Origin of the sequence: Nonomuraea sp. MTCD27 (assembly GCF_041950495.1) — a bacterium.
Lineage (GTDB): Bacteria > Actinomycetota > Actinomycetes > Streptosporangiales > Streptosporangiaceae > Nonomuraea.
The window spans coordinates 543,149-562,930 of the sequence record NZ_JBGNUW010000002.1; the positions used below are offsets into that span (position 1 = coordinate 543,149).

Sequence of the window (19,782 nt, forward strand, 5' to 3'; positions counted from 1 at the left end):
TCGGAAAACCCGGCGAAGGTGATCGTTCCTTCGCTGCGATAGGGGGAGTCTCTTATATGAACCGCATTGCTCCAACGGGGCGCATTCTGGCCGTCGCGGCCGCGGCGAGCCTGGCACTGACGGCGTGTGGCGGCGGCGGTGGCGACACCGCCGAGCAGCAGCCCAGCTCCGCGGCGCCGTCGACCGCGGCCTCGTCGGCGCCGGCGGCGAAGGGGGACGGCACGCTGACCCTCGGTACGGTGCTGCCCCAGACCGGTTCGCTGGCGTTCCTCGGCCCGCCCGAGTTCGCCGGCGTCGACCAGGCCGTCAAGGAGATCAACGAGGCCGGAGGCGTGCTCGGCAAGCCGGTCGCCACGATCCACACCGACTCGGGCGACACGACCACCAACATCGCCTCGCAGTCGGTGGACAAGCTGGTGGCGCAGAAGGCCGACGCCATCGTCGGCGCCGCCTCGTCGTCGGTGTCGGAGTCGATCATCGACAAGGTGACGGGCGCGGGCCTGGTGCAGTTCTCGCCGGCCAACACCTCCGACAAGTTCAGCACGATCGCCGACCAGGGCCTGTACTTCCGTACCGCGCCGCCGGACAAGCTGCAGGGCCGCGTGCTCGGTGACCTGATCGTGGCCGACGGCAACGACACGATCGGCATCATGGCGATGCAGGACTCGTACGGCTCCGGCCTGGCCGACCAGATCACCAAGACGGCCGAGGAGGCCGGCGCGAGCGTCGTGGAGCGGGTGGACTACGACCCGAAGGCGGCCGAGTTCTCCGCCGACGTCGCCAAGATCAAGGCCAAGAACCCGAAGGCGATCGTGCTGGTCGGCTTCGAGGAGACCTCCAAGGTCGTGGCCGAGCTGGTCAAGCAGGGCCTGGGCGCCGACAAGGTCAAGTGGTACATGGTGGACGGCAACATGTCGAACACCAACTACCTGAAGATGCCCAAGGGCACGCTCAAGGGCGTCAAGGGCACCATCCCGGGTGCCGAGGCGCCGGACGAGTTCAGGAAGAAGCTCGTCGCGCTCAACCCCAAGCTCGACGACTTCACCTACGCCGCCGAGTCGTACGACGCCGCGAACCTGATCGCCCTGGCCGCCGAGGCCGCCAAGGACGACACCGGCAGGTCGATCGCCGCCAAGCTGCCCGAGGTGAGCAAGGGCGGCGAGAAGTGCAAGACCTTCAAGGAGTGCGTCGACCTGCTGAAGGCCGGCAAGGACATCGACTACGACGGCATCAGCGGGCCGATCGAGTTCAACGACGCGGGTGACCCGGCCGTGGCGACGATCGGCGTCTACGAGTACGCCGACGACAACAAGTACCCCGGCAAGGCGCTGGAGTACCGCACCGGCAAGATCGAGGGCTGACCCCCTCAGCCGCCCAGCCCGCAGGCCCGCAGCGCGTAGTCGATGAGGCGGTCCTGCACCGGCTTGGGCGGCGTCACGATCACCACGCGCTCCTCGCCCCCGTCGATGGCGGCCCGTACGGGGAACAGGAAGGCCTTCTTGGCCTCGGCGAACGCGTGCGGGTCGCAGCGGCCGGGGGTGAGCTCAACAGGCACCTCCAGCCGCTGCGACCCGGCCTCCAGCACCCCCAGCGGCTTGCTCTTCGCCGTCGCGATGTAGTGGGTGGTGCCGCCGATGTCGTTCAGGGCGACCGTCCCCTGCCCGCGCCGGGTGACCACCAGGTCGCCCCGCATGACCTTGCCCGACTCCCGCCAGTCGGGGCCGAACTCGATGGTCGTGGCCTGCTTGATGAGGAACTCCGAGCATTCGTCGCGCAGCAGCCTGGCCAGCAGCGGGTCGGGGTGCGGCACCTCGAAGACCACCTTGCGCGGCTGCTCGGAGCCGGTGCGGACGTGGGCCACGACGGTGGCGGGCTGGACCTCGGGCAGGCCCTGGGGGAGCAGTTGGCGGCGCCGTACGGGATGGGCAGGTCCGTGCGCTCGGTCTTGCCGATGACGGCGCCGGCCCGCCGCGCCGGCAGCGTCTTGAATGACGGCGTGACAAGCTGGACGTCAGCGAAATAAACAGGCGTTTCACTAGTATTTCGGACAGCCACTTGGAGCGCGTGCACGGGCTCGTCGGAACGCCATTGCGCCAGCGAGACGGATACTCCCGCAGGTGGCCCAGTGATCGGTGCGGCGGCCGGTGCGGCGGTCGGCGGGGAGGCCGGCTCCGATGAACCGCACCCGGCGAGAAGGACGGCGATCGCGAGAGGGAGCGTAATGCGCTTCACCCGTCGCACATTAAGTGTCCTTGCGCAGGTCCCGTAAGTTGAGGAGTGATTACGACTCCGCATCCAAGTGCCGACAGTTCCCCAGCGCATCTGGTTGGAACATGCTGCAGTTTTGTACGTTTCCGTCATTCGATCGGGAACGCTCGGCGGTGCTGACGGATCCCGGCCTGGAAATGAAGGAGACACTTCATGATCCGCATTGCTCCCGTGGGGCGGGCGCTGGCTGTCGTGGCTGCCACGAGCCTCGCCCTGACAGCCTGCGGTGGTGGCGGCGGCGACACCGCCACGCAGACGTCCCAGACTGCCGCGCCGGCCTCATCCGCGCCCGCGGCCAAGGGGGACGGCACGCTCACCCTCGGCACGCTGCTGCCCCAGACCGGTTCGCTGGCATTCCTCGGCCCGCCCGAGTTCGCGGGTGTGGATCTCGCTCTCAAGGAGATCAACGAGGCTGGCGGCGTGCTCGGCAAGCCCGTGACGAAGATCGACACGGACTCGGGTGACACCACCACCAACATCGCCTCGCAGTCGGTGGACAAGCTGCTGGCGCAGAAGGCCGACGCCATCATCGGCGCCGCCTCCTCGTCGGTGTCGGAGTCGGTGATCGACAAGATCACCGGTGCGGGCGTGGTGCACTTCTCGCCGGCCAACACCTCCGACAAGTTCACCACCATCGCCGACCAGGGCCTGTACTTCCGTACGTCGCCGCCGGACAAGCTGCAGGGCCGCGTGCTCGGTGACCTGATCGTGGCCGACGGCAACGACACGGTCGGCATCATGGCGATGCAGGACTCCTACGGCACCGGCCTGGCCGACCAGGTCCAGAAGACCGTCACCGACGGCGGCGCCGAAGTCGTCGAGCGCGTCGACTACGACCCGAAGGCGGCCGACTTCTCCGCCGACGTCGCCAAGATCAAGGCGAAGAACCCCAAGGGCATCGTCCTCATCGGCTTCGAGGAGACTGCCAAGGTCGTGCAGGAGCTGGTCAAGCAGGGCATGCCGGCCAGCAAGCACAAGTGGTACATGGTGGACGGCAACACGTCCAACACGAACTACGTGAAGATGCCCAAGGGCACCCTGGAAGGCGTCAAGGGCACCATCCCCGGCGCGGCCGCTCCTGAGGACTTCCAGAAGAAGCTCCTCGAGGTCAACCCCAAGCTCGAGGACTTCAGCTACGCCCCCGAGTCCTACGACGCCGCCAACCTGATCGCCCTGGCCGCCGAGGCCGCCAAGAGCGACGCGGGCACCGACGTCGCGACCAAGCTGATGGAGGTCAGCAAGGGCGGCGAGAAGTGCAAGAGCTTCAAGGAGTGCGTCGACCTGCTGAAGGCCGGCAAGGACATCGACTACGAGGGCGTCAGCGGCCCGGTCGAGTTCAACGAGGCCGGTGACCCGGCCGTCGCCACCATCGGCATCTACCAGTACGGCGACGACAACAAGTACGCCACCAAGGCGCTTGAGTACCGCACCGGCAACATCGCCGGCTGATCATCGCCCGTAGCGTGGGAAGGGCCCGGTCATCCCGACCGGGCCCTTGCTGTTGCCCGGCCCTGTTCGCACCCGGCCACGATCTGGTCGGCCGCCGCCCGGTACTGCTTCAGCAGCGCCACCTGCCGATCCCGTGGCACGTCGTTCCTGGACAGGCCCGCGGTGGCCCTCCTGACGGTCTCTACGGCCCTGCTGAGCGAGGCGGGCAACCGGGGACCGAACTGCAGTGTGATGCCGCGTACCTCAGCCAGGCGGCCGATGAGGGCATCCTCGAAGTTCTGCCGCTCCTCCTGGCCCTTGGGCTCCAGCATGAGGCCCGCGTACCCGATGGAGGAGACCACGCGGGCGCACGGGCTGTCGGTGGGGTCGCCACCGGTGCTGTACTGCTCCGCCGAGGACGTGTCGTCCTGGCAGCCGACGAGCAGGGCGGGCAGGATGAGCGCGACTGTCGCCAAACGTTTCACAACGCTCATTAAAAAACGGGGAAGGGGCCCCGTGGGAGCCCCTTCCCCGTCTCGCTCGTCCCGTCATGCCCTCGCGAGGGTCCCGAGGTAGAGCTCGATGACCTTGGGGTCGTTGGCGAGCTGCTGCCCGGTGCCGGTGTAGGCGTTGCGGCCCTGGTCGAGGACGTAGCCGCGGTGGCAGATCTGCAGGCAGCGCCGCGCGTTCTGCTCCACCATGATCACGGTCACGCCGGCCTTGTTGATCTGCTGGGCCTGGATGAACACCAGGTCCTGCAGCTTCGGCGACAGGCCGGCCGACGGCTCGTCCAGCAGCAGCACCGAGGGCTCGGTCATGAGGGCCCTGGCCATCGCCACCATCTGCCGCTCACCGCCGGACAGGGAGCCGGCGCGCTGCTTGCGCCGCTCCTTGAGCGCGGGGAACAGCTCGGCCACGAACTCGAAGCGCTCCTTGAACTTCCCCGGCACCTGGAAGGCGCCCATCTCGAGGTTCTCCTCGATGGTGAGGCTGGGGAAGACGTTGTTCGTCTGGGGCACGTAGCCGACGCCACGCGAGACCAGCGAGTGGGCCTTCATGTTCGTGATGTTCTCGCCCTTGAGCAGGACGGTGCCGCTGCGGATGTTGACCAGCCCGAACATGGCCTTGAGCAGGGTCGACTTACCGGCGCCGTTGGGGCCGATGATGCCGATCAGCTCGCCTTCCTTCACGTACAGGTCGGAGCCGTTGAGGATGTTCACGCCCGGCAGGTAGCCCGCGATCAGCTCGTCGCACCGCAGCACCGCGCTCTCGGCGCCCTCCAGGTGGGCGCTGCGGTCGGTGATGGCGGCCTGGGACAGCTCGGGTGACTGGGCCGGCTCTTCGGCGTTCACTTCGTCTCCTCTTCGATCTCGGCCTCCAGAGCCGCCTCGGCCTCGTGTAGCTGGGCCTCCAGCTCGCTCTCGGACAGCGGCGCGTCGTGGTGGGCGCCCAGGTAGGCGTCGATCACGCGCTCGTCCGACATGATCGTCGAGGGCGGGCCCTCGGCGATGACCGCGCCCTGCGCCATGACGATCACCCAGTCGCTGATGTCGCGGACCATGTCCATGTCGTGCTCCACGAACAGCACCGTCATGCCCTGCTCGCGCAGGTCCTTGACGTGGCCGAGCAGCGACTGCGTCAGCGCCGGGTTCACGCCGGCCATGGGCTCGTCGAGCATGACGAGCTCGGGCTGGACCATGAGCGCGCGGGCCATCTCCAGCAGCTTGCGCTGGCCGCCGGACAGCGACCCGGCGAAGTCGTCGCGCTTGGCGTCGAGCTTGAAGCGGACGAGCAGCTCCTCGGCCCGCTCGGTGATCTCGTCCTCCTGGCCGCGCCAGAAGCCGGGCACGAGGGCCCGCCAGAAGGTCTCACCCTTCTGCTTCTGGGCGCCCAGGCGCATGTTCTCCAGCACGGTCAGCCGGGACAGCGCCTTGGTGAGCTGGAAGGTGCGCACCATGCCGCTCCTGACGACCTTGTGCGCGGGCACGCCGTTCATGGAGCGCCCGTTGAACGACCACGAGCCGGCGTCGGCCGTGTCGAACCCGGTGAGCTGGTTGAAGAACGTGGTCTTGCCCGCCCCGTTGGGGCCGATCAGCGCGGTGATGGAGCCGCGCTGGATCTCGACGTGGTCCACGTCGACGGCGGTCAGGCCGCCGAAGCGGCGGACGACCTTGTCCACGACGAGGATCGGGTCCGGCTTGGGCACGCCCGGCTCGCGCGGCATGTCCTTGAACGCGGCCAGCGCCGTGGCCTTGGGGCTGGTGGTCAGCGTGTCATCGCGCATCGATGGCGATCTCCCTCTTGTCCCCGAAGATGCCCTGTGGCCGGATGACTAGCAACAGGATGAAGCCTAGTCCAACCAGGGCGTACCTGATCGGGCCCACCTGGATGCTGGTCATGAAGGGGATGTACCCGTGGGCCACGAGCTCCGCGAGCGTGTTGCCGACGAAGACGAACAGCACCCAGAAGATCATCGCGCCGACGACCGGCCCGAAGACGCGGGCCGCGCCGCCGAGGATGACGATGGTGTAGGCGAAGAACGTCATCTCGGTGCCGAACACGTCGGGCTGCACGGCGCCGTTGTAGAGGCCGTAGAAGAAGCCGCCGAAGGAGCCGATGACGCCGCCCAGGAGCAGCGACTGCATCTTGTAGGAGAAGACGTTCTTGCCCAGGGCGCGCACGGCGTCCTCGTCCTCGCGGATGGCCTTGAGCACGCGGCCCCACGGGCTCTTCATCAGCAGGTAGACCACGGCGCAGCTGAGCAGCAGGACGGCCCAGCCGACCGTGAGGAACCACATCACGCGCTCGTCGAAGCCGAACGGGCCGATGCCGTAGTGGCCGGGCGGGTAGGGGTTCATCGCGTAGAAGTCGCCGTTGAAGCCGCGCCGGCCGTCCGAGCCGCCGAAGGTGTCCTTGAAGTACACCGAGCGGAAGACGAGCCGGACGATCTCGGCCGCGGCGATGGTGACGATCGCCAGATAGTCGGCGCGCAGCTGCAGCGTCGGGAGGCCCAGCAGGAGCGCCAGCACCACCACGGCCCCCAGGCCGACCAGGATGCCGATCCAGAACGGCAGGTTCAGGACGGTGACCGCGACGGCCAGGCCGTACCCGGCCACGGCCATGAACGCCGCCTGGCCGAAGTTGAGCAGGCCGGTGTAGCCGAAGTGGATGTTGACGCCGATCGCGGCCAGGCCGTACACCACGGTCTCCCAGCCGATGGCGGCGTGGACGGTGGTGGTGAGAATCGTGAGCCAGTCCATGGTTACCCCCGTCACCCGATCCGCTCGCGGCGGCCCAGGATGCCCTGCGGCCGGAAGAGAAGCACGATGATCAGCACGGCCAGCGCCCCGACGGACTTCAGCTCCGGCGGCACCCACAGGGTGGACACCTGGATGAAGATGCCCACCACGAGCGAGCCGACCAGGGCCCCGAAGGCCGTGCCGAGCCCGCCGAGGGTGACACCCGCGAAGATGAGCAGCAGGATGTCCTGGCCCATGGTGAACTTCAGCGACTGCGACAGGCCGAGCATGATGCCCGCCAGCGCGGCGATCGCGGAGCCCGCGGCCCAGATGATGCGGATGACCCGGTCGACGTTGATGCCGGAGGAGGCTGCCAGGGCCGGGTTGTCGGCCACCGCCCGCGCCGCCTTGCCGGTGCGGGTCTTCATCAGGGCGATGCCCACGACGACGAGGACGAGGAGCTCGATGCCGATCGCCCAGAAGTTCTTCGGTGCGGCGCTGATCGGGCCGACCGTGATGCCGGCCTGGGTGTTGTAGTCGACGAAGCTCTCGTTCTGCGCGCCGAAGAAGAACTGGATGAGGTTGCGCAGGAGGATCGCCAGACCGATCGAGATGATCATCATGGCGATCGTGCCGGTGCCGCGCTTGCGCAACTGGCCCCAGAACAGGCGGTCCTGGCCGTATCCCAGCGCGCCCGCCACTATCACGGCGATGATCGCGGCCGGGATGAGCTGGATGCCGAATCCGACGTTGAAGGCATACGCGATCACCGCGCCCAGCGTGATCAGCTCACCGTGGGCGAAGTTGGTCAGGCCGGTCGTCCCGTAGATGAGCGACAGGCCGAGCGCGCCCAGGGCGATGATCAGACCGAGGTTGACGCCCTCGAAGGTCAGCTGGGCGGCCTGCTCCCAGAACGTGGTCTGGCCGCTGGTGTCCTCCTGGGCCTGGCCGGGGGCTGCCTTGGGCTGCAGGGCGAAGAGGACCGTGGAGCAGTTGCCCTCGTACACGGTCGGGGTGCGGACGTTGTTGCCGCCGCGCACTTCGGCATTCTGCGGAAGGGTGCTGACATCCAGGGTGACCTTGAACTTACCTGGATTGTCGACCTGGACGTCCCACGTGCCCTGTGCGTTACTTGTGACCTCCTTGACGGGTTGTCCGCCCTCGGTGGTCACGGCGATTTTGGCGCCGTTCACTGGCTGGCCTTGGAGTTTGAGTGTTCCCCTCAATCCCTGGCAGTCGGCGGGACCCGCGTGAGCGGGGCCTGCCAGCAGGAAGATGAGTCCACCCAGGAAGGCCGTGAACGCGATCACGGCTCTGCGCAATGGTGCTCCTCAAGTAGGTCAAGGTGGGGTTGTGCCCCTCCTTCTCGACACGCGCGCATCGCAGGCACAACTGGGATGCAATGGCGGGAGCTTATTCTGGCGACGCCCGGTTCAGTATCGTTCGTCACCAATTAGTGACATGTGCGTGTCACTCATGTGAGGAAACAACGACCCTGGTCAGGGGCTAAATCGGGCTAGACGCCTGGCGTTCGAGGGAACGGATCGGTAACGATCTCCGGAAAACGCTGGACGAGCCCGCGGGGACGGCCTTTGGGGCCATGTAGGGCTTCCCCGGCCGTACGCGGGAACACCGCGCATACGTGGGGCCGAACACGTTTTCTACTGGGCCTCCCCGCGGGCTCTGTTCGGTCAACCGTAGCGACCCGCGGGGGCGCTGCGCAAAGGGTCCCCGAAAGTGACGGAAGGGTCAGCGGTCGCGCAGCATGCAGGTGAGGCGCGAGGTGCACACCCGCCGCCCCTCCTCGTCGGTGATCTCGATCTCGTACGTCGCCAGGGTGCGGCCGCCATGAGACCTGGTCGCGACGCCCGTGACGTACCCCGAGGTCGCCGAGCGGTGATGGGTGGCGTTGATCTCGATGCCCACGGCGATCCGGTCCGGCCCGGCGTGGATCGCCGCCCCCACCGATCCCAGCGTCTCGGCGAGCACCACCGAGGCCCCGCCGTGCAGCAGCCCGTACGGCTGCGTGTTGCCCTCGACCGGCATGCGGCCCACGACCCTTTCGGCCCCGGCCTCGAGGAACTCGATGCCCATCCGGTCGGCGAGCGTGTTCTTGTGCAGTTCGCCGAACAGGGACGCGTCTATAGGATTGGTCTGCGTCAAAGGGACGCCTCCACTCTTCCGAGCTCAGGTTTTCTGTCGCTGACGCAGACTAGGCTGCGTACGTGCCGAAGAGTGAAGTGACCCCCAGCCGCCCGTGCCTGCTGCTGCTTGACGGGCATTCCCTGGCTTATCGCGCGTTCTACGCGCTCAAGGACGCCAACCTGATGACCACCGACGGTCAGCACACCGAGGCGGTCTACGGGTTCACCTCGATGCTGACCAACATCCTGCGCGACGAGCAGCCGACGCACGTGGCAGTGGCCTTCGACCGGTCCGAGCCGACGTTCCGCCATGAGGAATACGCCGACTACAAGGCCAACAGGAGCGAGACCCCGGAGGACTTCCGCGGTCAGATGCAGCTCATCTTCGAGCTGCTCGACACGCTGCGCATCCCGCGCCTGTCCAAGGCGGGCTTCGAGGCCGACGACCTCATCGCCACCCTGGCCACCCGCGCCGACGAGCAGGGGATGAACGTCCTGATCGTCACCGGCGACCGCGACGCGCTGCAGCTGGTCAACGAGCACGTCACCGTCCTGATGACACGGCGCGGCATCAGCGACATGACCCGGTTCACGCCCGAGGCGGTCGAGGAGAAATACGGCCTGACCCCGGCGCAATACCCCGACTTCGCCGCCCTGCGCGGCGACCCCAGCGACAACCTGCTCAGCATCCCCAGCGTGGGGGAGAAGACCGCGGCCAAGTGGGTGCGCGAGTTCGGCTCGCTGACCGCGCTCGTCGACCGGGTCGACGAGGTCAAGGGGAAGGTCGGCGACAAGCTGCGCGAGCACGTCGCCCAGGTGCTGATGAACCGCCGGCTCACCCAGCTGCTCCGCGACGTCCCCCTCGACGTCGATCTCGGCGACCTCCAGCAGGGCACCTGGGAGCGCGAGGAGATCAACAAGCTGTTCGACACCCTGCAGATCCGCGGCGAGCTGCGCGAGCGGGTGTTCAAGGTGCTCGGCACCGGCGAGCAGGAGCCCGAGCAGGGCTTCGAGGTCGAGACCGTGCTGCTCGGCCCCGACCGGGTGGCCGGCTGGCTGTCGGCGCTGCCCGAGGGCCGCGCCGGGCTCGCCTTCAAGGGCGCCTACGGCAGCGGCACCGGCCGCATCGACGCCATCGCCATCGCCTCGCCCGACGGCACCGCCGCCCACATCGACCCCGTCAAGCTCACCGAGGCCGACGAGGCGGCCCTGCGGGCCTGGCTGGGCGACGACACCAGGCCCAAGGCCGTCCACGACGCCAAGGGGCCCATCCTGGCCCTCTGGGCGCAGGGCATGGAGCTGCGCGGCCTGAGCTGCGACACCGCCCTGGCCGCCTACCTGGCGATGCCGGGCCAGCGCACCTTCGCCCTCGAAGACCTCGCCCGGCGCTACCTCCACCGCGACCTGCGCGCCGAGGAGGAGCCCAACGGGCAGGCCGCGCTGTTCGGCGACGACGAGGACGCCCCGGCCAAGGACCTCGCGCTGCGCGCCCACGCCGTGCGCGAGCTGGCCGAGTCCCTGGAGACCTTCCTGGCCGGGCGCGGCGGCACCCAGCTCCTGGCCGACGTGGAGCTGCCGCTGCTGTCGGTGCTGGCCGAGCTGGAGCGGGCCGGCATCGCCGTCGACAGCGAATACTTCGCGGGCCTGGAGGCCGAGTTCGGGGCGGCGGTCAAGCACGCCGTGGAGGAGGCCCACCGCGCGGTCGGCGAGCAGTTCAACCTGGGTTCGCCCAAGCAGCTGCAGGAGATCCTCTTCGTCCGGCTCAACCTGCCCAAGACGAAGAAGATCAAGACCGGCTGGAGCACCGACGCCGACCAGCTCGCCTGGCTGGCCACCCAGACCGAGCACGAGCTGCCCACGATCATGCTGCGCCACCGCGACCAGCAGAAGCTGCGCACCACCGTCGAGGGACTGATCAAGGAGATCGCCGACGACGGGCGGATCCACACCACGTTCAACCAGATCATCGCCGCCACGGGCCGGCTGTCGTCGGAGAAGCCCAACCTGCAGAACATCCCGATCCGCACCGCCGAGGGCCGCCGCATCCGGCAGGGCTTCGTGGTCGGCGAGGGCTACGAGACGCTGCTGACGGCCGACTACAGCCAGATCGAGCTGCGCATCATGGCCCACCTGTCGGGCGACGAGTCGCTGATCGAGGCGTTCGAGTCGGGCCACGACTTCCACCAGGCCACCGCCGCCCGGGTGTTCGACCTGCCGCCCGAGCAGATCGACGGCGAGCTGCGGGCCCGCATCAAGGCGATGAACTACGGCCTGGCCTACGGCCTGTCCGACTTCGGCCTGGCCGGGCAGCTCAACATCCCGGTGGCCGAGGCGCGGGCGCTGAAGGAGGAATACTTCCAGGAGTTCGGCGGCGTGCGCGACTTCCTGCACGCCATCGTCTCCCAGGCCCGCACCGACGGCTACACCGAGACGATCATGGGCCGCCGCCGCTACCTGCCCGACCTGACCAGCGACAACCGCCAGCGGCGGGAGATGGCCGAGCGGATGGCGCTCAACGCCCCGATCCAGGGCTCGGCCGCCGACATCATCAAGGTCGCCATGCTCAACGTCCGCCAGGCGCTCGGCGAGGAGGGGCTGACCTCCAGGATGCTGCTGCAGGTTCACGACGAGCTGGTGTTCGAGGTGGCGCCGGGCGAGCTGGAGCGGCTCACCCAGCTCGTGTGCGACCAGATGAACGCCGCCTACCAGCTGCGGGTGCCCCTGGAGGTCTCCGTGGGCGTGGGGCGCACCTGGGAGGACGCGGGCCACTGACACGACAGGCCGTTTCGGGGGGTTCTGCACTAGCCTGTGAACCTGGTTTCACCGAGCGGCCGGGAGTTCTGTGCGGATACCAGCGTCCCTCACGCGGATCATCGGCATCGCGAACATCGTGGTGATCACGGTCGCCATCATCGGCCTGAGCCTCTTACCCGGCCCGCCCCGGCCGCATGCCGTGCCGAAGGCCGCGGGCACGGTCGAGAGCAGCCCCGCGCCGTCCCTGGCCCCGGTCGGGCAGCCGCCCGGGGTCGTGGCCACGCCCGAGTTCGCCCGGCAGGTGCGCGCCAACGAGGCGGGGCTGGTGCCGGTGCTGATGTACCACCGCATCCTGCGCAAGCGGCTCGCCTCCCTCGACCGGACGCCGGACCAGCTCAGGAAGGAGCTGGAGAGGCTGGCCGAGCGGGGCTACGTGCCGATCACCGCCAGGGAGTTCGTCAGGGGCGAGATCAGGGTGCCGGCGGGGAAGTTCCCGGTCGTGCTGACGTTCGACGACGGGCATCCCAGCCACTTCGGGCTGGACGCGAGCGGCAACCCCCTGCCCGACACGGCCGTGGGCGTCATCCAGGAGGTGGCCTCCCGGCATCCGGGTTTCCGGCCGGTGGCCACGTTCTGGGTCAACAGGGAGCCGTTCGGGCTGCGCGACCATGAGTCCCAGGCGGTCGCCGTACGGTGGCTGGTCGATCATGGCTACGAGGTCGCCAACCACACCTGGAGCCACCCGAACCTGCGCATGCTCAAGCGCAAGCGGGTGGGGGAGCAGATCGTCCGGACCGAGCGGCTGCTGAAGAAGCTCGGCGCGCCGCCCTCCGAGACGATGGCCCTGCCGTACGGGTCGCTGCCCCGCCCGAAGAAGGCCGCCAGGACCGGCTCCTGGGACGGTACAAGGTATAATTTTTCCGGCGTGTTCCTCGCCGGAGCCGAGCCGTCTCTTTCGCCCTACGCGAAAAAGTTCGACCGGGGAGCGATCCAGCGCATCCAGAGCAACGGCAAGAAGGGCGAGTGCCGCAAGTGGTGCTCCCAATACTGGCTGGAGTGGCTGGACAAGCATCCTGGTGAGCGCTACGTCAGCGACGGCGACCCGGAGCGGATCTCCATGCCGGAGGAACTACGAGGTAATATCGTCGCCAAGCGAGGGCTCCAGGTCATCGCCTATTAACTCCTCCCCGGATTGACCCCGTGGCGAAGGTCTCATATGCTGATCGCTGCGCTGTGGGCTCGCGCGCGCCTCAGACGGAGCGGGCTCGCGCTCGGTCACGTCGATGTCGTAATTGCTCGGCTTGATGCGGAAGAGGGCCTGCCGCGCATCCGCCACATCGACATCCTGTCCGCGTTCGGAGCAATTCCACACATGACGTCCAGCACTGAGGCCACCTCGAGCACCCCGCAGGTAGCGGTCAACGACATCGGGTCCGAGGAAGCCTTCCTCGCGGCGATCGACGAGACCATCAAGTACTTCAACGACGGCGACATCGTCGAGGGCACCGTCGTCAAGGTCGATCGAGACGAGGTTCTTCTCGATATCGGCTACAAGACCGAGGGTGTCATTCCCTCGCGTGAGCTTTCGATCAAGCACGATGTCGATCCCGCTGACGTCGTGGAAGTCGGAGAGCACGTCGAAGCCCTGGTCCTCCAGAAGGAGGACAAAGAGGGCCGCCTGATCCTGTCCAAGAAGCGGGCTCAATACGAGCGCGCCTGGGGCACGATCGAGAAGATCAAGGACGAGGACGGCATCGTCACCGGCACCGTCATCGAGGTCGTCAAGGGTGGGCTCATCCTCGACATCGGCCTGCGAGGCTTCCTGCCCGCGTCCCTGGTCGAGATGCGCCGTGTCCGCGACCTGCAGCCGTACGTCGGCCGCGAGCTCGAGGCCAAGATCATTGAGCTCGACAAGAACCGCAACAACGTGGTCCTGTCGCGCCGTGCCTGGCTCGAGCAGACCCAGTCCGAGGTTCGCCAGACGTTCCTCAACACCCTCCAGAAGGGGCAGGTCCGCAAGGGCGTCGTCTCCTCGATCGTCAACTTCGGTGCGTTCGTGGATCTCGGCGGCGTCGACGGCCTGGTCCACGTGTCCGAGCTGTCCTGGAAGCACATCGATCACCCGTCCGAGGTGGTCGAGGTCGGCCAGGAGGTCACGGTCGAGGTCCTCGACGTCGACATGGAGCGCGAGCGCGTCTCCCTGTCGCTCAAGGCCACTCAGGAAGACCCGTGGCAGCAGTTCGCCCGCACCCACCAGATCGGCCAGGTCGTGCCGGGTCGCGTCACCAAGCTGGTGCCGTTCGGCGCGTTCGTCCGGGTCGAGGAGGGCATCGAGGGCCTGGTCCACATCTCCGAGCTGGCAGAGCGCCACGTGGAGATCCCGGAGCAGGTCGTCCAGGTCGGCGACGAGATCTTCGTGAAGATCATCGACATCGACCTCGACCGTCGCCGCATCAGCCTCTCGCTGAAGCAGGCCAACGAGGGCGTCGGGACCGAGGTCGAGTTCGACCCGACCCTCTACGGCATGGCGGCGACCTACGACGACCAGGGCAACTACATCTACCCCGAGGGCTTCGACCCGGAGACCGGGGAGTGGCTCGAGGGCTTCGACAGGCAGCGTGAGGAGTGGGAGCGGCAGTACGCCGAGGCCCAGACTCGTTTCGAGGCCCACAAGAAGCAGATCGAGGAGGCCCGCAAGGCCGAGGCGGAGGCCGGCGAGGCCGCTCCTTCGTCCTACAGCGGCGAGACGCAGGCCCCGCAGGGCGGCTCCTCGTCGTCGGCTCCGGCCAGTGGTGCGCTCGCCTCGGACGAGGCGCTCGCGGCTCTGCGCGAGAAGCTGGCGGGTGGGCAGAGCTGAGCTCGGCTCTGACCGCCTAGGGCCCCTCCGGGTGGCCTGAGGCTTCGAAAGGCCCCGCACGGGTGACCGTGCGGGGCCTTTTCGGCATCCTGGCCACACTTGATCGTGGCGGCCGGCCAATGCGGAACGATCCTTGCCGCAATGCCGCCTAAATTCGCGGCATGGAAGAGATCAAGCCTTTTCACATCGACATCCCCCAGGCCGACCTCGACGACCTGAGGGACCGGCTGCGGCGCACCAGGTGGGCCGCGCAGCTGCCCGGCGGGTGGAGCCGGGGCGTGCCCGTGGCCTACCTGCGCGAGCTCGCCGGCTACTGGGCCGACGGGTTCGACTGGCGGGCCCAGGAGGCCAGGCTCAACGCGTTCCCGCAGTTCACCACGCGCATCGACGGGCAGACGATCCACTTCCTGCACGTACGCTCGCCCGAGCCCGGCGCGCTGCCCCTGATCATGACGCACAGCTGGCCGAACACCGTCGCCGAGTTCCTCGACGTCATCGGGCCGCTCACCGACCCGCGCCGCCACGGGCTCGACCCCGACGTCGCCTTCCACGTCGTGGCCCCCTCGCTGCCCGGGTTCGCCTTCTCGCCGTTCCCCGAACCCGCCGACGAGCGGCCGTGGAGCATCGAGCGGGTGGCGCGTACGTGGGCGGAGCTGATGGCCGGGCTCGGGTACGACCGGTACGGCGCGCACGGCAACGACGCCGGGGCCATGGTCACCCCCCAGCTCGCCGCCCTGGACCCCGAGCACGTCGCCGGCGCCGTCATCACGGCCGGGCTCGGCATCCCGATGGGGGCGCCGGGGGAGCTGGACGGGGCCACGGAGGAGGAGCTGGCCCAGCTGGGGCTGATGGCGGAGCGGATGGCCGGCGGCAGCGGGTACGGGGCCTACCTGGCCGCCCGGCCGCAGACGCTGGGGCATGGGTTCGTGGACTCGCCGGTGGCGCAGCTGTCCTACCTCGTGGAGAGGTTCAAGGAGTTCGACGGGTGGGGGTCGGGGGACGAGCCCGTGGACCGGGACCTGGTGCTCACCAACGCCGGCCTCTACTGGCTGACGGGGACCGGGGCGTCGTCGTCGTGGCCGTACTACGAAGGGGCGGCGGGCCTGCCCATCGACCAGAGCGTGGTGCCGACCGGGGTGACCCACGGCGGGCCGGCCGTGATGCGGCGGATCGCCGAGCGCGGGAACGACCTTGTCTATTGGGGAGAGGCGGACAGTCCCAGCCACATGGTGGCCATGGCGGCGCCCGGTCCGCTGGTGGAGGGTATACGGGCCTTTTTCCGGATACTTCGCTGAGCGGGTCACAGATTTTACGCAGGAGCTTTTGCAAGGCTCTGACCTGCGGGGTTGGGCGCTGAGACACTGCCTGTGCTGTTGGTCGTCGCGACTTGTCAGGGGTTGCAGTGGGCATGGTTCAGCGGATGATCCAGGGCACGGCCGCGCTGACGGCCGCCGTGACCGCCACCACCGTCCCACCCCCACCCGCCACCTACGCCGCCGCCACCCCGCGAGCGGTGAACGCCGCCACGAGCGCCGCCACGAGCGCCGCCTGGGCCGCACTGTCGCCGCACGCGGTCGCCTCCGGCGCGGCGGTGGCCGCTCCGGGAGTGGCCAGGCGCGACACGGAGTCCGGAGGCCCCGGCTCCTTGGTGTCCGGTGGTCCCGGTGGTACGGCGCCCGGGGGCCGCGGTTCCTTGGTGCCCGGTGGCCCCGGCGGGACGGCGCCCGGTGGCCCCGGCGGGACGGTGTCCGGTGGTTCCGGTGGGACGGGGTCCGGGTGGACGGAGCCCGGTGGGCTCGGCCCGGTGGGGACCGGCGGGTCCGACCCGCTGCTGTCCGGTGGTTACGGCCGATCCGCACCTGGCGGTCCCGGCTCGGAGGTGTCCAGTGGGTCCGGGCGGCTGGCGGGCGGTGCCGGGGCGGCCGGGGCAGGGGTCGCCGGGAAGGCGCGGCGGCAGGTGGCGTGGTGGGACTGCGGCGACGGGCTGCGGTGCGGCAAGCTGTCCGTGCCCGTCGACTGGGCCAGGCCGCGCGGCCCCCGTACCGAGATCGACCTGGCCTGGCTGCCCGCCCAGGACCCCGCCCGCAACCTCGGCGCGCTGGTCGTGAACACCGGCGACGAGTCCGCCGTCCAGGCCGTGCGCGCCCGGCCCGACACCGTGAGCGAGCTGGCCAGGTGGTTCGACGTGGTGCTGGTCGAGCCGCGCGGCATCGGCGACCGGGGGAGCACCTCCATGGTGCGCTGCTCCGTCCCGCCCCCCGACCCCCGGCGGCTCCAGATCACCCCCGGCCCGGCCGCCTGGCGCGCCTACGCCCGCGACAACGCCGCCTACGACCGCAGCTGCCGCATCGCCGCCGGCCCCGCGTACGCGGGCCTCACCTCCTGGCAGGTGGCCCACGACCTCGACGCCCTGCGCGCCGCGCTCGGCCAGTCGCGGCTGCGCTACTTCGGCAACGCCTACGGGGCGGTGTACGGGCAGGCGTACCTGGAGCTGTTCCCACGCCGCGTCGAGCGGATGTACCTGGAAGGCGTGCCCGACCACACCGAGCCCGGCCTGGGACGGCGGCTGATCGCCCGCGCCCGCGCGGCCGAGCGGCAGCTCACCGCCTTCCGCGACTGGTGCGCGACCCGCATGGGCTGCCCCCTCGATGACGACGACGCCGTGTCGGTGCTGGACGACCTGCTGGAGCGTGCGCCCCTGCCCGCCGGCCCCGGGCGCTCGCTGGACGCCCGGCTGATCACGGCCGCCGTGCTGGCCGGGCTCGCCCCGCAGCGCTGGCCGGAGCTGGCCAGTGCCATGTCGGCGGCCGAGGAGGGCGACGCGAGCGCGCTGGCGCGGATGGCGGCCGTGGCGCAGCCGGTGGGGCCCGGCACGGTGGCGCGGTCGATGGCGTGCCACGACTTCATGCCCGCCGCCCCCGGCTACCGGCGGTTCCTGGCGATGGAGTCGCGGCTGCGCGAGCTGGCGCCGCGCGTGGGCTGGCTGACCGGCCGGTACGAGGTGGCCCGCTGCGTGGGGCTGCGCGGCCGCCCGAGCTGGCCGCCCCGGCCGTACCGCCCGGCCCGCGTGGGCAAGGGAGCGTCCGTGCTGGTCGCCATCGGCCGGCTGGACACCGACAACCCCGCTTCAGGCGCCGCCCGCGTGGCCGCGCGGATCCCCGGGGCGGCGGTGCTCTGGCACGGCGACGGGCACGGCGCGTACCTGCTGCAGGGCGTGAGCAAGCTGCGCGCCACCTGCCTGCGCACCCGCGTGCACGGCTACCTCGTCAACGGCGTGCTGCCCAGGCCGCGCACCGTGTGTCCCGGCGAGCTCACGGCGGGCGTGGGGTCCTGAGATAGGGTGCTGCCCGTGCTGATCGAACGGGCGGTGCCGTCGGATGCCGGCGAGATCCTGACCCTGCAGCGGGCGGCGTACGTCAGCGAGGCCCAGCTCTACGGCGACCCCTACATCCCGCCGCTCGTCGAGTCGCTGGAGCAGGTCCGCAAGGTCGTCGAGGGCGCGCTCGTGCTCAAGGCGATCGACGCCGGCCGGATCGTCGGCGCGGTGCGCGGCCGGCTGTCCGGCACCACCTGCCTGGTGGGCCGCCTCGTCGTCGCGCCCGACCGGCAGGGGCAGGGGGTGGGCACGGCCCTGCTGCGCGCCCTGCACGAGCAGGTGCCGGAGGCGACGGCGTTCGACCTGTTCACCGGTCACCTGTCGGAGGGGAACCTGCGGCTCTACCGCCGTCTGGGCTACCGGGAGACGAGCCGCGAGCGGATGGACGATCATTTGACGATGGTCTACCTGCGAAGGACGCCAGATCGATCCCGTCCTCCGCGATGATCACGGCGCGGCCCATGTCGTCGTCCACCCAGTTCCACCCCCACCGCCACTCCGAGCCCGGCGGATGCGCGGCGTTCAGCCGGTCGAGCGCGGCCCGCAGGGCGGAGGCGGGCACCACGACCTGGTGCCGGCCCCGCCACGGCACGTGCTGGGGCGCCTCGATCGGCGGCACCGGGACACCGTGCCCGCGCAGCGCCGCCAGCACCTCGCTCGGGTCCACCCCGAACAGGTGCAGCGGCGTCGGCCCCCGGTCCGCCTCGGTGTGGTGGGCCAGGGCGGCCAGCCACAGCTCCGGTGTCGGGGTGCGCAGCCCGGCGGCCAGGGCCAGGCCGGTCGCGATGCCGTGCAGCTCGTGGAAGCTCGGGTTGGCGAAGCCGCCGGCCCGGTGCGGCGGCCCGGCGTGGTGGGGCAGGCGCTCCGCCGCGCGCTCGCGGTCGAGCCCGGCCTGCGCCAGCACCCGCGCGGCGAGGGAGTCGCCGGCCAGCAGGGCGAGCACCACGTGCGGCGGCCCCACCCAGTCGTCCCCGGCGGCCGCCGCCTGCTCGTGCGCGGCCCGGAAGATGCTAGAGACCATGCCTACGATGATGAGCCCAAGATGATGAACCCGCGCGGCCCGATGGTGGATAGGCTTTCCGCGTGTTGAAGATTGGGCTCACGGGCGGGATCGGCTCGGGCAAGAGTGAGGTGTCCAAGCGGCTGTCGGCCAGGGGCGCGATGGTGATCGACGCCGACAAGATCGCCCGCGAGGTGGTCGAGCCCGGCACGCCCGGCCTGGCCCGGGTGGTGGCCACGTTCGGCGACGACGTGCTCCGCCCCGACGGCTCGCTCAACCGGGAGAAGCTCGGCTCGCTGGTCTTCGCCGACTCCGAGAAGCTGGCGGCGCTCAACGCGATCGTCCATCCGCTCGTGGGGGAGCGGGTGGCGCAGCTGCAGCGGCAGGCGGCCGACGACACGATCATGGTGTACGACGTGCCGCTGCTGGTGGAGAACAAACTGGCCCCGATGTACGACGTGGTCATCGTCGTGGACACGGCCGACGAGGTGCGCATCAGCCGGCTGGCCGAGCACCGGGGCATGCCCGAGGCCGACGCCAAGGCCCGCATCGCCGCCCAGGCGAGCCGCGAGGACCGGCTGGCCGCCGCCGACATCGTGATCCCCAACGAGGGCTCGCTGGACGAGCTGGACGCCCGGGTGGCGGAGGTCTGGGACGAGTTGCTGAGGCGCGCCGCCCGCGGTTGACGGCATGACCCCCTTCCATGACGATCGGAA

At 69.7% G+C, this 19,782-nt stretch carries 16 protein-coding genes and 1 pseudogene; 9 read left to right on the top strand and 8 right to left on the bottom strand.

Translation table 11 applies throughout. From position 1 onward, the window contains the following. Positions 1-56: 56 nt before the first annotated feature. Positions 57-1,361, top strand: coding sequence for an ABC transporter substrate-binding protein (locus ACBJ59_RS07030; protein WP_364118562.1), 1,305 nt, complete (start codon positions 57-59; stop codon positions 1,359-1,361). A 5-nt stretch (positions 1,362-1,366) separates the two neighbouring features. Here the strand turns inward: ACBJ59_RS07030 and ACBJ59_RS07035 are convergent, their stop codons facing one another. Then, on the bottom strand, positions 1,367-1,861 hold the full coding sequence (locus tag ACBJ59_RS07035; RefSeq protein WP_375109326.1) for a hypothetical protein: 495 nt from the start codon (positions 1,859-1,861) through the stop codon (positions 1,367-1,369). Between the two features lie 560 nt (positions 1,862-2,421). Between ACBJ59_RS07035 and ACBJ59_RS07040 the strand changes: the two genes are divergently transcribed. Then, the gene (locus tag ACBJ59_RS07040) at positions 2,422-3,717 is read left to right on the top strand and encodes an ABC transporter substrate-binding protein (protein WP_364118566.1); all 1,296 of its coding nucleotides are present in this window, start codon (positions 2,422-2,424) and stop codon (positions 3,715-3,717) included. Positions 3,718-3,746: 29 nt separating this feature from the next. Here ACBJ59_RS07040 and ACBJ59_RS07045 read toward each other — a convergent pair whose 3' ends face one another. From ACBJ59_RS07045 to ACBJ59_RS07070, 6 genes are all read right to left on the bottom strand, one after another. Beyond that, positions 3,747-4,181 (bottom strand): hypothetical protein, encoded by a 435-nt coding sequence (locus ACBJ59_RS07045; protein ID WP_375109327.1) that lies wholly within the window; start codon positions 4,179-4,181, stop codon positions 3,747-3,749. A gap of 63 nt (positions 4,182-4,244) precedes the next feature. After that, a complete protein-coding gene (locus ACBJ59_RS07050; RefSeq protein ID WP_375109328.1) occupies positions 4,245-5,048 on the bottom strand; it encodes an ABC transporter ATP-binding protein in 804 nt (267 codons plus the stop codon). Then, a complete protein-coding gene (locus ACBJ59_RS07055) occupies positions 5,045-5,920 on the bottom strand; it encodes an ABC transporter ATP-binding protein (protein WP_375109528.1) in 876 nt (291 codons plus the stop codon). Before ACBJ59_RS07055 ends, ACBJ59_RS07050 begins: the two co-directional genes overlap by 4 nt. Before the next feature lie 49 nt (positions 5,921-5,969). Further along, the gene (locus tag ACBJ59_RS07060; protein WP_375109329.1) at positions 5,970-6,956 is read right to left on the bottom strand and encodes a branched-chain amino acid ABC transporter permease; all 987 of its coding nucleotides are present in this window, start codon (positions 6,954-6,956) and stop codon (positions 5,970-5,972) included. 11 nt (positions 6,957-6,967) lie between these two features. Next, entirely contained in the window at positions 6,968-8,128 is a 1,161-nt protein-coding gene (locus ACBJ59_RS07065) for a branched-chain amino acid ABC transporter permease (protein WP_375109330.1), read from the bottom strand. Between the two features lie 556 nt (positions 8,129-8,684). Next, positions 8,685-9,029: a PaaI family thioesterase gene (locus ACBJ59_RS07070; RefSeq protein ID WP_375109529.1), complete on the bottom strand. Its 345-nt coding sequence runs from the start codon at positions 9,027-9,029 to the stop codon at positions 8,685-8,687. Between the two features lie 131 nt (positions 9,030-9,160). Between ACBJ59_RS07070 and polA the strand changes: the two genes are divergently transcribed. The 6 genes from polA to ACBJ59_RS07100 all read left to right on the top strand — a co-directional run bounded on the left by polA (position 9,161) and on the right by ACBJ59_RS07100 (position 18,513). After that, positions 9,161-11,851, top strand: a complete 2,691-nt coding sequence (gene polA / locus ACBJ59_RS07075; RefSeq protein WP_375109331.1) for a DNA polymerase I — start codon at positions 9,161-9,163, stop codon at positions 11,849-11,851. Between the two features lie 70 nt (positions 11,852-11,921). Then, on the top strand, positions 11,922-13,013 hold the full coding sequence (locus tag ACBJ59_RS07080) for a polysaccharide deacetylase family protein (RefSeq protein ID WP_375109332.1): 1,092 nt from the start codon (positions 11,922-11,924) through the stop codon (positions 13,011-13,013). Between the two features lie 192 nt (positions 13,014-13,205). Then, on the top strand, positions 13,206-14,690 hold the full coding sequence (rpsA, locus tag ACBJ59_RS07085) for a 30S ribosomal protein S1 (RefSeq protein WP_364118574.1): 1,485 nt from the start codon (positions 13,206-13,208) through the stop codon (positions 14,688-14,690). 161 nt (positions 14,691-14,851) lie between these two features. Beyond that, positions 14,852-15,985 carry an epoxide hydrolase family protein gene (locus tag ACBJ59_RS07090; RefSeq protein WP_375109333.1) on the top strand — a complete coding sequence of 378 codons (1,134 nt, stop codon included), beginning with the start codon at positions 14,852-14,854 and terminating at the stop codon, positions 15,983-15,985. Positions 15,986-16,110: 125 nt separating this feature from the next. Further along, a complete protein-coding gene (locus ACBJ59_RS07095; RefSeq protein ID WP_375109334.1) occupies positions 16,111-18,024 on the top strand; it encodes an alpha/beta hydrolase in 1,914 nt (637 codons plus the stop codon). A gap of 18 nt (positions 18,025-18,042) precedes the next feature. Then, positions 18,043-18,513: a GNAT family N-acetyltransferase gene (locus ACBJ59_RS07100; RefSeq protein ID WP_375109530.1), complete on the top strand. Its 471-nt coding sequence runs from the start codon at positions 18,043-18,045 to the stop codon at positions 18,511-18,513. 421 nt (positions 18,514-18,934) lie between these two features. On the opposite strand, the pseudogene ACBJ59_RS07105 reads toward ACBJ59_RS07100, so the two are convergent. After that, positions 18,935-19,087, bottom strand: a pseudogene (locus ACBJ59_RS07105) (Clp protease N-terminal domain-containing protein); the annotation flags it as partial. Positions 19,088-19,149: 62 nt separating this feature from the next. Between ACBJ59_RS07105 and coaE the strand changes: the two are divergent. Further along, positions 19,150-19,752, top strand: coding sequence for a dephospho-CoA kinase (coaE, locus tag ACBJ59_RS07110; RefSeq protein WP_375109335.1), 603 nt, complete (start codon positions 19,150-19,152; stop codon positions 19,750-19,752). Positions 19,753-19,782 lie beyond the last annotated feature (30 nt).